The organism is Terrabacter sp. P5_B1 (genome assembly GCF_056400505.1).
In genome coordinates this window covers 1-13,042 of sequence record NZ_JBFULD010000091.1, presented here as the reverse complement: position 1 = coordinate 13,042, position 13,042 = coordinate 1, and the positions used below count along the sequence as shown (strand labels likewise).

Here is a 13,042-nt window from a genome sequence, read left to right as displayed (position 1 = left end):
GGGTCGAGGCCCGCGGGCTGTCGGCGCTGTGGTGCGGATGGTCCGTGTCGCGCCTGCGCCAGGCCGGGCTGGCGACGGGCGGCACCTCCGAAGCTGACGCGGCCCTCGACGCCGTCTTTGCGTGTCAGCCCTTCATCACCGAGTACTTCTGATCCCCACCCCGGTCGCCCACCGATCGTCAGGCTCGGTGGGCCACCGGGGCGGTGGCGCGCTCGGGCTCGCGGACGGCGGGGATGGCCACGAGGGCGATGATCGCCATGGCCCCGACGACGAGCAGCGAGTGGAGCACGCCGACGTGGTCGCCGAGGAACCCGAGCAGCGGCGGGCCGGCGAGGAACGCCGTGTAGCCGATCGTCGAGACGACGCTCATCCGGGCCGCGGCGCGCCTCGGGTCGTCGGCCGCGGCGCTCATCCCCACCGGGAAGCCGAGGCTCGCACCGACACCCCAGATCGCCGCACCGACGAAGGCGAGCACCGGGCCGCCGAAGACGACGAGCACGCAGCCGACGACGGCGGAGACGAACAGGACCCGGAGCACCGGCACGCGGCCGCGCCGGTCGAGGACGCGCGTGCCGAGCAGGCGCCCGGCGGTCATCGCGGTCAGGAAGACCGCGAAGCCCACGACGCCGACCCAGCGCTCGAGGCCGTAGCCGTCCGAGAGCGCGACCGCGACCCAGTCGTTGGCCGTGCCCTCGGTGAAGGCGGCTGCGAGGACGACGACGCCGATGAGCAGCGTGCGCGGCTCGAGCCAGGCCGCACCGATGCCGGCCTCGGAGCGCACCTCGGCGCCGGTCTCGTCCGTCTCCACCGATCGGGGCAGGAACGCCCGCAGGAACCACGGAGTCACGAGGAGGAGCAGCACGACGACGCCGAGGAGGTGTGCGGCGACCGGCACGTGCAGGAACGACAGCCCGGCGCCGATGAGCGCACTGACGACCGTGCCGCCGCTGAACGCGGCATGGAAGTGCGGCATGATCGCTCGGCCGAGGAAGCKCTCGACCTCGGCGCCCTCGAGGTTCATCGCCACGTCGAAGACGCCCGTGCCGATGCCGACGAACACGAGGCCGCCCATCACGACCGCCCGGTTGCCGACGACGTCGACGCCGATGCCCACCCCGACGAGGCCGACGCTCTGGATGATCGCGGCGCCCATCAGGGTTCGCGCCGCGCCGAGGTGGTGGACGATCCAGCCCGAGAGCGGCAACCCGATGACGGAGCCGAGGGAGGCGGCCAGCAGCGTCAGCCCGAGCGCCCCCGCCGAGAGCCCGAGCCCGTGCTTGATGTCCGGGACCCGCGAGGCGAACGCCGCGAAGGCTGCCCCGTTGATGGCGAAGGCCGCAAAGACGGCCGTGCGGGCCGCGCGGACGGTGGTGGCCGGCGGAGCGCTGACGACGGACATGACTCAAGCCTCTCAGGCACGACAGCCGGGCGGGGCGGGCCGCCTGCACACAGCCGGTGCGGCGCGCCACGTCGACGGCGGTCGGACCATCGATCGATGGAGGGTTCTCGAAAGGTTCGAATCGATTCGACTCGAAACGTTTCGATAGCATGCCTCCCATGGATGCCCGAGGTCAAGCCCGTCCGACGCTCCGCGATGTCGCCGAGCGCGCCGGAGTGTCGGTGTCGACGGCCTCGCTCGTGTTCAGCGGCAAGGGTCCGGTCGCCGGAGCCACCGGCGAGCGCGTCAGAGCGGCCGCCGCAGAGCTCGGCTTCACCGGGCCCAACCCGCTCGCGGCGTCGCTGCGCCAGGGCCGGTCGGGCGCGATCGGCGTCCTCGTCGAGGGCCGTCTGCGCCTGGCGTTCCGTGACCCCTTCGCCATCGCCGTGCTCGACGGCCTGGCCGAGGTGCTCGAGGCGGTGCCCACCGGCATGCTGCTCATCGGGCAGCCCCGAGGTGCCGGAGAGTCCGTGGTGCCGCAGCTCGCCCCGCTGGCTCTCGATGCCGTCGTCTTCTCGCTCTGCGGCCCGGGCGAGAACCCCGCGGTCGAGCACCTCGCCGCACGCGGCATACCGATGTTCAGCACCGGCGTCCCGAGCGACCGCCGGATCACCCAGGTGCGCATCGACGAGCGCGCAGCCGGGCGCGCCATCGCCGAGCACGTCCACTCGCTCGGGCACCGCCGGGTGGCCCACGTCGCCATGCCGATGCTCCCGACGAGCACGGCGGGTCCCGTCCCCGACGAGGAGGTGCAGCCCGGCGAGGYGCACGTGCCGAGCGTCGGTCGCCTGCTCGGCTTCCGTGACGTCTTCGGGCCGGACGTCCGGGCCGTCCRGACCGGCGACGGGTCGTCGTTCGAGGGCGGGACGCTCGCAGGTCGCGCCCTGCTCGAGGTACCGGAGCGCACGCGGCCGACAGCCGTCGTCGCCCAGTCCGACGTCATTGCCGCCGGCGTCATCCACGCCGCCGAGGAGCTCGGCCTGCGCGTCCCGGAGGACCTCAGCGTCACCGGTTTCGACGGCGTCGACCTGCCGTGGCTCCCCCACCGGCTCACGACGATGGACCAGCACGGCCGAGAGAAGGGGCGCATCCTCGGCAGGCTCGTGCGCAGACGGCTCGACGGCACGAGACCCCGCAGCGTCACCCAGCTCGTGGAGCTCCGGATCGGCACGACCACCGCTCCCCCACGCTGATCGACCGCCACGCCAAGACGGTAAAGAAGACACCCCGCGTACCTGGAAGAGCTCTCCTACCCTTGCTGCATTCCTGCCCTGGGGGAGTTCGGAGAGGTACCACCACGCGGGGTGCCGACGGCCAGTGTATGCCGCAGCCGACGTCAGCCGGAAATCGCCCTGTCCGCCGTGGCCGGCCGTGCGACGGCCACCGGCTCCGCCTCGCGAACCCCGTTGACGTGCGGCGGCAGGTGCCGCTCCACGACGAGGGCGATGACAGCGAGCACCGCGCACCCGCCGACGAGGAAACCGACGTAGACCAACCCCAGGTGGCGGCCGACGAGGACGCTCGAGACGACCGGTCCGACGACGAAGGCCACCGAGAACATCAGCGAGCTGAGTGCGTTGTAGCGGCCGCGCAGGTGGTCGGGCGCGAGGTCGTTGACCATCGCGGCGCTCGTCGGCTGKAGCATCGTCTCGCCGAGACCGAAGACCCCGGCGCACGCGGCCAGCAGGACCGTCGCCGTCACGGTGCCGGGCACGAGTGACGTCGCCCCGAGCAGGGACCACGCCACCATCCACGTGAGGGCCATGACGACGGTGACGCGGGTGCGGCGCTTTCCCTCGATGCGCTGCAGCACGAAGAGCTGGAGCACGACGATGACGACGGTGTTGGCGGCGAATGCGTAGCCCAGGCCCTCGGTCGAGATCTGCCCCTCGGCCCGCGCGTAGGCCGGCATCCCGGCGTTGAGCTGCGGGTAGCTGACGAGGGCCGCGACCGCGACGAGGAGCAGCAGCGCCCGCAGCCGGGGGTCGCGCAGCAGCGTCAGGTAGGAGACCTTCCCGGAGCCCGCCTCGACGGGCCGCTCCACGCGGTCGCGGGCGTGCCGCAGCGGGACCAGCAGGATGACGAGCGCCGGCAGGTAGCTGAGCGCGTCGAGCAGGTAGATCGTGACGAACGTGCCCGGTCGAGACACGTCCACGAAGCGGCCACCGACGATCCCGCCGATGCCGATGCCGAGGTTGAGCAGGGTGAAGTTGATGCCGAAGTAGCGCTGCCGCTGCTCGGTCGGGATGAGGTTGCCGATGAGCGCGCTCGACGCCGGCCACACGATGCCGAAGCCGTAGCCCATGAGCACGAGCGCCACCGCCGCCTGACCTGCGGTCGTCGCGAGCGCCAGCAGGACGTCGGCGACGAGCAGCGCGACGAGGCTGCTCGCGTAGACCCGACGCGGCCCGATCCGGTCGATGAGCGCCCCGGCCGGTGTGACGAGCACGATGCCCACGCCGGCCTGGAGCGCCAGCAGCAGACCCACCGTCTCGAGCGGGATCCCGCGCACCTCGTGGAGGTAGACGACCATGAACGGCAGGACGAGGCCCGTTCCGATCGACTGGAAGACGACGGTCGAGATGAGCAGCTTGCCCTCGCGCGGCAGGTCGTGCCAGAACGAGGACAGCCGCGGACGGGACGGGGCAGGGCTGGTGGAGCTCACCGGGGCAGTCTGCCGTGCGGCACCGACATCCGTCGCCCGCCTTCCGGGGCTCCTCGGATCATCCGGGAGGGGCAGACGCAGATGGCCCCGCTGCGCTGGGCGCGGCGGGGCCATCTGTCCTGTGGCGGAGGATGGGGGATTTGAACCCCCGAGGGTTTTATCCCAACACGATTTCCAATCGTGCGCACTAGGCCACTATGCGAATCCTCCGTCGGGCAGGCTACCCGAGGCGCACCCCGCACATGAAATCGGTGTGCGCGACGACGCTGACCGGAGCACACTCGCCCGCATGCCGCGTCCTGACCTCGTGCCGATCGACACCGACGTCCACTGGATCCACGGCTCTCCCTCGCCGCGCGGACTCGTCGATCCGCCCCTGCAGGTCCACCACCTTGCCCCCGGCACCGTCCTCGTCCGGCAGAGCAAGGACGTCACCTTCGAGGCGCCGTTCATCCTGCTGCTCCTCGGCGAGCGCCGCGCCCTGCTGCTCGACACGGGCGCTGTCGACGGCACCGTGCTGCGCGAGGCGGTCGACCGGCTCGTCGCCGACTGGCGGTCCACGCGCAGCTCGCCCGACGCATACGACCTCGTCGTCGCGCACACCCACGGACACGGCGACCACGTCGCGGGTGACGCGGCCTTCGCCGACCGTCCACACACGACGGTCGTCGGTCACGACGTCGACGCCGTGCGAGCCTTCTTCCGGATCACCGGCTGGCCTGCCGAGGTCGTGACACTCGACCTCGGCGGCCGCCTCGTCGAGGTCTTCGGCATCCCGGGCCACCAGGCGGCCTCGATCGCGGTCCATGACCCGATGACTGGGCTGCTCCACACGGGCGACACGGTCTATCCCGGTCGCATCTACGTGGACGACCCCACCGCCCTCCTCGCCACCCTCGACCGGCTCGTCACCTTCGCCGAGGAGCGCGGCGTCGAGCACGTGCTCGGCTGCCACGTCGAGATGACGCGCACCCCCGGGCGCGACTACCCGCTCGGCGCGCRCTACCAGCCCGACGAGCCGTCGCCTTTCATGACGGTCGATCAGCTGCGCGCGGTCCGCGACGCCTTCAGGACGGTGGCCCACCGCCCCGGCATCCACCGCTTCGACGACGTCGTCTTCTGCGTCGGCGAGGGACCCCGCGTGCTCGTGCCGCTCGAGGCCCGCGCCCTGCTCGAACGGCTCCGCTGGCACCTCGGGCGGCTCCGCCGGCGCCCGAGGGCCTGAGACCGGATTGCCCCACGACGACGACGCCTGAAACCATCACTGGCATGTCGCTCGCCGCACTCCACCGCCGCAACCTGCTCAAGGAGATCGACCTGACGCCCGACGAGTTCCGGGCGCTGCTCGACCTCGCCGCCGAGCTCAAGGCCGCCAAGCGGGAGGGCCGCGAGGAGCGACGCCTGGCCGGCAAGAACATCGCCCTGCTCTTCGCGAAGACCTCGACCCGCACCCGCTGCGCCTTCGAGGTGGCTGCGGCCGACCAGGGCGCGAGCACGACCTACCTCGACCCGATCGGCTCGCAGATGGGCCACAAGGAGTCGGCGAAGGACACCGCGCGCGTGCTCGGCCGCTTCTACGACGGCATCGAGTACCGCGGCTCGGGCCACGACGTCATCGAGACGCTCGGCGCCTTCGCCGGCGTCCCCGTGTGGAACGGCCTCACCGACGACTGGCACCCGACGCAGTCGCTCTGCGACGCGCTGACGATGCGGGAGCACGCCGGCAAGCCGGACGAGCAGATCGCCTACGCCTACGTCGGCGACGCCCGCTTCAACATGGGCAACTCGCTGCTCGTCACCGGAGCCATCCTCGGCATGGACGTGCGCATCGTCGCCCCCCGCTCCCTGTGGCCCGCCGACTCCGTCGTCGCCATCGCGAGGAGGTATGCCGCCGAGACCGGCGCGCGTGTCACGCTCACCGAGGACGTGGCCGAGGGCGTCCGCGGTGTCGACTTCGTGCACACCGACGTGTGGGTGTCGATGGGCGAGCCCAAGGAGGTGTGGGCCGAGCGCATCGAGCTGCTCACGCCATACCAGGTCAACACGGATCTCCTTGCGCTGACGGGCAATCCACAGGTCAAGTTCATGCACTGCCTCCCGGCCTACCACGACCTCGAGACGGCGGTCGGCATGGACGTCCACGAGCAGTTCGGGCTCAAGGAGCTCGAGGTCACCGACGACGTCTTCGAGTCCGACGCGTCGGTCGTCTTCGACCAGGCGGAGAACCGGATGCACACCATCAAGGCGCTCATGGTCGCCACGATGGTCCAGCTCTGACCCCAGCACTGGCGCCTGGCCTCACCTACGCGTTCGACGGCAACCCTCACCCCAGTGCCGCGGGTCAGCCGCGGTCAGCGCGGCGGGGCACGTAGCGGTGCTCGGGGCGCCCCGTCGAGCCGTAGGCGAGGTCGAGGTCGATCAGCTGCTTCTTGACGAGCCCGGCCAGGTAGCGCTGCGCCGTCGGGCGGCTCGCACCGAGGATCTCCGCGACCTCGGCCGCCCCCACAGGCGCCTGCGCCGCCGTGACGATCTCGAGGACGCGCGCCATCGTCGGCTGCAGGGCATGGGTCGCCGTGGCGCGCCGGGGCGGGGCGCCCCGGAGGCCGTAGAGCACGTCGACGACGTGCTGGTCGGCCTCGGGCGCCCGGTCGATGCGCTCGGCCCACGCTCGGTAGCCCTCGAGCTGCTCGCGCAGCGCGGCGAAGCTGAAGGGTTTGACCAGGTAGTAGAAGGCCCCCAGCTGCATCGCGGTGCGCACCGAGTCGATGTCGCGGGCCGCGGTGACGAGCAGGAAGTCGGGCACCTGCGCACCGGAGGCGGCGATCTGCCGCACGAGGTCGAGCCCGTTGAAGTCCGGCAGGTACATGTCGAGCAGGAGCAGGTCGGGCTCGGTCGCCGCGACCAGCTCGCGAGCCTCGGCGCCGGTGTGCGCCTCCCCGACGACCGAGAAGCCCGGCACCCGGGCGACGCTGAGCGCGTGGGCGCGCGCGACGTGGTAGTCGTCGTCGACGACGAGGACGCGGATCATGACACTCCTTGACGGACCCGTAGCGGCAGGTGGACCTCGAAGCGCGCGCCGGCGGGTGAGCTCGCCTCGATCGTGCCACCGGCTCTTGTGACCAGCCGGTGCACGAGGGCGAGCCCCACCCCTCGACGCATGGCACCTCGGGGCTGCTTCGTCGAGTAGCCGTCGAGGAAGACGTCGGCCAGCCGTTCGTCCGGGATTCCCGGGCCGGTGTCGGTCACGGTCAGCACGAGGGCGTCGTCGGAGCAGGTGAGGCGGACGACCACCTCGCCTCGGGGATGCGTGCCCGAGGTCCGGGGGTCGTCGGCCACCGCGTCGACGGCGTTGTCGATGAGGTTGCCGAGCACCGACACGAGGGGGAGGTGCTCGTCGCGTCCCGCCTCGAGCCGGCTCGCCGGGTCCAGGCGCACGACCACGTCCCGCTCCGCGGCGATGGTCGTCTTGGCGAGCAGCAGGGCCGCCACGACGGGTGATCCGACGCGGGCCCGGATCTCCTCGCTGACGAGGGCCGTCTCCGCCTGGAGCTCGCGGCTGTAGCGGGTGGCCTCGTCGACCTCGCCGAGCTCGAGCAGGACCGACAGCACGTGCAGGCGGTTGGAGAACTCGTGCTCCTGCGCGCGCAGCGCCGTGGAGAGCCCCTCCATCGAGTCGAGCTGGCGCATCAGCGCCTCGAGCTCGGTGCGGTCGCGGATCGTCACGACCCAGCCTGCGTTGCGCCCGCCGACGAGCACCGGCATCCGGTTCAGCACGAGCAGGTGCTCGTCTGTGACCGCGACGACGTCGACGCCGCCGACCTCACCGGTGATGACCCTGCGCAGCCGGCCGTCGGGGACGACGTCCTCGACCCGCTGGCCGAGGCCGACCGACTCGATGCCGAGCAGCCGCCGCGCCTCGTCGTTGAGCACGTTGATGGCGCCCTTGGCGTCGACGGCCAGCACCCCTTCCCGTATGCCGTGCAGCATCGCCTCGCGCTCCTGCACCAGCGCGACGATCTCGGCCGGCTCGACGCCGAACGTCACCCGCTTGATGGCCCGGGCGAGCAGGAGCGAGGCCGCCACGCCGAGGGCGAGGGCGACCGCCGCATAGAGGGCGATGTCGAGCACCTCTGCCGTCATCCGGACCCCGACCTCGGACTCGAGGATGCCGACGGACACCTCGCCCACGCTGCGCCCCGACGCGTCGACGATGGGAGCCCGGGCGTTGGCGGAGCGACCGAGGCTCCCCTCGTCGATGCCCGTGTGCACCTGCCCGTCGAGGGCCACCACGGGCTCCTCGATGCGCTGTCCGACGAGGGCCGGGTTGGGATGTGAGTAGCGCAGCCCCGTGCGGTCGATGACGACGACGTAGGAGGCGCCCGTCGAGGCCCGCACCTGCGACCCGAGGGCCGGCAGCACGTGGGACGGGTCGCCGTCCACGACCTCCCGGGCCACCTGCGGCACCCGGCCGAGGGTCACCGCGATCCCGCTGGCCTGCTCGATGGCGTGCGCATCGGCGGTCTGAGACGTCAGCCGCGCGAAGAGCGCGAAGCCGACGGCGAGCGTCACCACGACGATCCCGAGCACGGCCAGGAGGATCCGGGCGGCCAGCGTCCTGCCCAGTCGCGGCATACGCCTCCTCCGCTCCTGCCCGCCCACGCCCTGTCGGGGCGCGTGATCGGATGACGCCGACGTCGGCGTCGCCACCAAGCATGGCTGAGCAGATTGCACAAAACCATCTCTATCGCGGCTATCGGCCCTAACGATCACAAGCATTCCGGCCGGACGCGGCCCGCTCCTACGGTGACGCAACTCAACGAGGAGAAAGGGCGGGGCCAATGGCGGCCATCGAGCTACGCAACGTCACCAAGAAGTTCGCCACGGCGGACGGCGGGACCTACACCGCGATCCAGGACCTGTCGCTGACGGTCGAGGACGGACAGTTCTGCGCCGTTGTCGGGCCGACCGGCTGCGGCAAGTCCACGACACTCACCCTCATCTCGGGGCTGGAGCGACCCTCCCGTGGGAAGGCCTTCGTCCACGGCGAGCCGGTCCAGGGCATCGACACGGGCACCGGGTTCGTCTTCCAGCAGGATGCCGTCTTCCCGTGGCGGTCGGTCCTCGACAACGTCGCGGCCGGCCCGGTCTACCGCGGCCAGAGCCGCACCGAGGCCGCCAAGCTGGCCCGCGACTGGCTGCGTCGCGTCGGCCTCAGCGGCTTCGAGGACCGCTACCCCCACCAGCTGTCGGGCGGGATGCGCAAGCGGGTCGCCCTCGCACAGTCCCTCATCAACCAGCCGCGCATCCTGCTCATGGACGAGCCCTTCAGCGCGCTCGACGTGCAGACCCGGTCCATCATGTCGACCGAGCTGCTGCACCTGTGGGACCAGACCAAGCCGGCCGTCGTCTTCGTGACACACGACCTCGAGGAGGCCATCGCCCTCGCCGACAAGGTCGTCGTCATCACCGCCGGCCCCGGCACGGTCAAGGCGGAGTTCGAGATCGACCTGCCGCGACCGCGGGTCGTCCAGGAGATCCGCTTCGACCCGCGCTTCACCCGCCTCTACGAGCAGATCTGGGAGGCGCTGCGCGCCGAGGTCGCCGAGGCGTATGCCCGCACGACGCGAGTGGCGGAGGTGGCGTCATGATCGACACCCCCACCCAGAGCGACGGATCCCTCACCGCTCCGGCCGCACAGTTCCCGCCAAAGCGGCGGGAGCGGCCGGCGTCGCCCGAGCGGCCGGCGACCGGGACCTCCACGCGTGCCCGCGCGAACCGCCGCCGCGTCGTGCTGGCCGGCATGCGGCTCGGCATCGTCGTCGTCCTGCTCGTCAGCTGGCAGCTCTGCGTCAACGCCAAGATCGTCGACCCGTTCTTCTGGGGCGAGCCCACGGGGGTGTGGGCCGACCTCGTCGACTGGTTCACCGTCGGCACGAGCCAGGGGTCGTTGGCCGACCAGATCCTCGTCACGCTCGAGGAGGCCGTGCTCGGCTTCATCATCGGCTCGATCCTCGGCGTCGTCTGCGGCATCGCCCTCGGCCGGGTCCGGGTGCTCTCCGAGCTCTTCGCCCCGTTCCTCAAGGCGGCCAACTCGATCCCGCGCATCATCCTCGGCTCGATCTTCACCGTGGCCTTCGGCTTCGGCATCCAGTCGAAGGTCATCCTCGCCGTCGTCCTCGTCTTCTTCGGCGTGTTCTTCAACGCCTTCCAGGGCGCCCGTGAGGTCGACCGCAACCTCATCGCCAACGCCCGCCTGCTCGGTGCGTCCCGCTGGCAGGTGACGCGCGACGTCGTGCTCCCCTCGGCCTTCACGTGGATCCTCGCCAGCCTGCACATCAGCTTCGGCTTCGCCCTCATCGGCGCCCTCGTCGGCGAGATCCTGGGCGCCAACCAGGGCCTGGGCCTGCTCATCCGCTCGTCGCAGAACAACTTCGACATGAACGGGGTGCTCGCCGGCATGGTCCTCGTCGCCGTCATCGCCCTGACGGCGGAGGCACTCATCACCCTCCTCGAGCGGCGCCTGCTGCGCTGGCGTCCCCCGCAGACCCATGGAGGTGCGGCCGTCGAGTAGCCCGCGCACCCCACCAGCACCTCAGCCACGCCCCCATCACGCAACAGACTCAAAGGAGAGTTCCCATGAACACCAAGCGCATCGGCGCAGCAGGCGCCGCCTTCCTCGCCGCCACCACGATGGCCGCCTGCGCCAACAACGCGTCGGGCTCCACGACCAGCGCCGGGGCCGCCACCGTCGACGCGAGCGCCCCGACGGTGACGATCATGGTCGGCGGCATGAGCAAGCAGATCTACCTGCCCTTCATGCTCGCCAAGCAGCTCGGCTACTACGCCAAGGCCGGGATCAACGTCAACCTCGTCGACGAGCCCGCGGGCGGCGACGCGACGCAGAACATGCTCGCCGGGCAGGTGCAGGGCGTCGGCGGGTTCTACGACCACAACATCGCGCTGCAGGCGCAGGGCAAGTCGTCCGAAGCCGTCGTGTCGATGCTCCAGATCCCCGGCGAGGTCGAGCTGTGCCGCACCGACCTCAAGGGCGCGGTCAAGAGCCCGGCCGACTTCAAGGGCCGCTCGCTCGGCATCACCGACACGGGCTCCTCGACCGACTTCCTGACCCAGTACCTCAGCAAGAAGAACGGCGTCGACCCCTCGCAGGAGACCCGTCGCGGCGTCGGCGCCGGTCAGACCTTCATCGCCGCGATGAAGCAGAAGGCGATCGACTGCGGGATGACCACGGAACCCACTGTCTCGCAAGCAGTTTCAGATGGCACGGCCTTCATCCTGCTCGACATGCGCACCGCCGAGGGCTCCAAGGCCGCACTCGGCGGCACCTACCCTGCGACCTCGCTCTACATGCCGACCGACTGGGTCAACAGCAACAAGGCGACGGTGCAGAAGCTCGTCAACGCGTACGTCTCGACCCTCGCCTGGATCCAGCAGCACGACGGGGCGGCCATCGCCGACAAGATGCCGGCGGCGTACTACAAGGGTGTCGGCAAGGACGCGTACGTCAAGGCCCTCAACAGCGAGAAGGGCATCTTCAACCCGACGGGCCTCATGCCGGAGGACGGCCCGAAGACGTGTCTCGCGGTCCTCGGCGAGTTCAACCCGAAGGTCCAGGGCAAGAGCATCGACCTGGCCAAGACCTACACGAACGAGTTCGTCAAGGCCGCCACCGCCGTCGGCTGACCCGACACCCCGTGGGGGTATGCCGTCCGGCGCGGTCCGCGCCGGACGGCATCCTCACGTGTGGGTCAGTTCGCCGGCGTCACCGACGGGCACTGGCGCAGCGTCTGGGTGGGGGCCGGAAGGACCGGCACCTTGCCGAAGCTCTTCCATCCCTGGCCCACCACGAGGTCGATGGTGTCGCCCTCCCGCTTGTCGTCGACGAGCACGGCCTGTGGCACGTGGCTCTTGACCAGCTGCGCCGACGAGGCTCCCTCGGACCCGAAGCGGATCTGGGCGGCCTGTGTGATCGTCGCCTTCACCGGGTCGTTGCCGACCGTCTTGACCTTGAAGCCGCGCTGCGTCGCGGTCTTGGCGACCGCGGCGGCCAACCCCCGGCGCGAGGTCGAGTTGTAGACGTTGAGGCTGACGTCGGCCGGCTGGAGGGGCACGACGGGGGCCGCCGTCGTGCACGGCGTGGGCTTGGGGGCCGTGTCGCGGAAGTACGTCGACGCGTAGTAGAACGCACCGCCCAGACCGAGCAGGACGACCGCGATGACGATCGCCGATTGGCGTTGACGTCGCACCCGGTACCTGCGGTCGTCCTGGTCAACGACCTCCGACATCCACGCTCCTTCGTTCGTCTGCCCCCGTGATCGGGCGGCTCTGTGTCAGGAGAGTACGAGGACTCGGGCGTGAAGGACAGGTCTCTGCTGCAGCGCGGCGCGAAGAGCGCGGTGCAACCCGTCCTCGAGGTAGAGCTCGCCCTCCCACTCGACGCAGTGGGGAAAGAGGTCGCCGTAGAACGTCGAGTCGTCCGCGAGAAGGCCGCGCAGGTCGAGCGTGCTCTTGGTCGTGATGAGCTCGCCGAGCTGCACCACCCGGGGTGGGACGTTCGACCAGTCCTTGGTCGTCTCTAGTCCATGGTCGGGGTACGGGCGGGAGTCGCCGACGGCCTTGAAAATCACCGGGACAGCATAGACATCGAAGGTGAACGGCCGACGGCTAGAGTGCGAGGCGTGACCGAGACTGCAACCTCAGGAGCGCCCGGCACGGGCGGCACCACCCAGATCGACGAGATCCGCGCCGGCTACGCGTTCGACGGTGCCGTGCTCAAGCTGGGTGCCGCCGTGGTCGACGGGCAGGCCCACGCCGACGCCCCGGTGCAGATCCCGCTGAGCGTGCTCAACCGGCACGGCCTCGTCGCAGGCGCCACGGGCACCGGCAAGACGAAGACGCTGCAGCTCATGGCCGAGCAGCTG

Annotated in this window: 13 protein-coding genes, 1 tRNA gene and 1 other RNA gene; 7 read left to right on the top strand and 8 right to left on the bottom strand. The window is 70.9% G+C overall.

Going from position 1 to position 13,042, the window contains the following annotated elements; translation table 11 throughout:
* Positions 1-178 precede the first annotated feature (178 nt).
* A complete protein-coding gene (locus AC1DP0_RS08900; protein WP_478083805.1) occupies positions 179-1,399 on the bottom strand; it encodes an MFS transporter in 1,221 nt (406 codons plus the stop codon).
* Between the two features lie 158 nt (positions 1,400-1,557).
* On the opposite strand from AC1DP0_RS08900, the gene AC1DP0_RS08895 reads away from it, so the two are divergent.
* Positions 1,558-2,631: a LacI family DNA-binding transcriptional regulator gene (locus AC1DP0_RS08895; RefSeq protein WP_478083803.1), complete on the top strand. Its 1,074-nt coding sequence runs from the start codon at positions 1,558-1,560 to the stop codon at positions 2,629-2,631.
* A gap of 22 nt (positions 2,632-2,653) precedes the next feature.
* On the opposite strand, the gene ffs is transcribed toward AC1DP0_RS08895, so the two are convergent.
* The 3 genes from ffs to AC1DP0_RS08880 form a co-directional block, all read right to left on the bottom strand.
* Positions 2,654-2,750: signal recognition particle sRNA small type (gene ffs, locus AC1DP0_RS08890), an RNA gene on the bottom strand.
* A 24-nt stretch (positions 2,751-2,774) separates the two neighbouring features.
* Positions 2,775-4,103, bottom strand: a complete 1,329-nt coding sequence (locus AC1DP0_RS08885; RefSeq protein WP_478083801.1) for an MFS transporter — start codon at positions 4,101-4,103, stop codon at positions 2,775-2,777.
* Positions 4,104-4,225: 122 nt separating this feature from the next.
* A tRNA-Ser gene (locus AC1DP0_RS08880) sits at positions 4,226-4,313 on the bottom strand.
* Positions 4,314-4,392: 79 nt separating this feature from the next.
* Here AC1DP0_RS08880 and AC1DP0_RS08875 point away from each other — a divergent pair.
* The gene (locus AC1DP0_RS08875) at positions 4,393-5,328 is read left to right on the top strand and encodes an MBL fold metallo-hydrolase (RefSeq protein WP_478083799.1); all 936 of its coding nucleotides are present in this window, start codon (positions 4,393-4,395) and stop codon (positions 5,326-5,328) included.
* 44 nt (positions 5,329-5,372) lie between these two features.
* On the top strand, positions 5,373-6,380 hold the full coding sequence (gene argF / locus AC1DP0_RS08870) for an ornithine carbamoyltransferase (protein WP_478083797.1): 1,008 nt from the start codon (positions 5,373-5,375) through the stop codon (positions 6,378-6,380).
* 64 nt (positions 6,381-6,444) lie between these two features.
* Here the strand turns inward: argF and AC1DP0_RS08865 are convergent, their stop codons facing one another.
* Positions 6,445-7,131 (bottom strand): response regulator, encoded by a 687-nt coding sequence (locus AC1DP0_RS08865; RefSeq protein ID WP_478083793.1) that lies wholly within the window; start codon positions 7,129-7,131, stop codon positions 6,445-6,447.
* Positions 7,128-8,735 carry an ATP-binding protein gene (locus AC1DP0_RS08860; protein ID WP_478083791.1) on the bottom strand — a complete coding sequence of 536 codons (1,608 nt, stop codon included), beginning with the start codon at positions 8,733-8,735 and terminating at the stop codon, positions 7,128-7,130. The genes AC1DP0_RS08865 and AC1DP0_RS08860 overlap by 4 nt, the downstream gene beginning before the upstream one ends.
* Before the next feature lie 206 nt (positions 8,736-8,941).
* Here AC1DP0_RS08860 and AC1DP0_RS08855 point away from each other — a divergent pair, with 206 nt between their 5' ends.
* From AC1DP0_RS08855 to AC1DP0_RS08845, 3 genes are all read left to right on the top strand, one after another.
* On the top strand, positions 8,942-9,751 hold the full coding sequence (locus tag AC1DP0_RS08855; protein ID WP_478083789.1) for an ABC transporter ATP-binding protein: 810 nt from the start codon (positions 8,942-8,944) through the stop codon (positions 9,749-9,751).
* Entirely contained in the window at positions 9,748-10,674 is a 927-nt protein-coding gene (locus AC1DP0_RS08850; RefSeq protein WP_478083787.1) for an ABC transporter permease, read from the top strand. The genes AC1DP0_RS08855 and AC1DP0_RS08850 overlap by 4 nt, the downstream gene beginning before the upstream one ends.
* A gap of 65 nt (positions 10,675-10,739) precedes the next feature.
* Positions 10,740-11,804, top strand: a complete 1,065-nt coding sequence (locus AC1DP0_RS08845; RefSeq protein WP_478083785.1) for an ABC transporter substrate-binding protein — start codon at positions 10,740-10,742, stop codon at positions 11,802-11,804.
* A gap of 65 nt (positions 11,805-11,869) precedes the next feature.
* Here the strand turns inward: AC1DP0_RS08845 and AC1DP0_RS08840 are convergent, their stop codons facing one another.
* Positions 11,870-12,406, bottom strand: coding sequence for a LytR C-terminal domain-containing protein (locus AC1DP0_RS08840; RefSeq protein WP_478083783.1), 537 nt, complete (start codon positions 12,404-12,406; stop codon positions 11,870-11,872).
* A 45-nt stretch (positions 12,407-12,451) separates the two neighbouring features.
* A complete protein-coding gene (locus AC1DP0_RS08835; protein WP_020145941.1) occupies positions 12,452-12,748 on the bottom strand; it encodes a type II toxin-antitoxin system VapB family antitoxin in 297 nt (98 codons plus the stop codon).
* Between the two features lie 51 nt (positions 12,749-12,799).
* Here AC1DP0_RS08835 and AC1DP0_RS08830 point away from each other — a divergent pair.
* Positions 12,800-13,042, top strand: a 243-nt coding sequence (locus AC1DP0_RS08830) for a helicase HerA-like domain-containing protein (RefSeq protein ID WP_478083781.1), incomplete at its 3' end; no start/stop codon positions are given.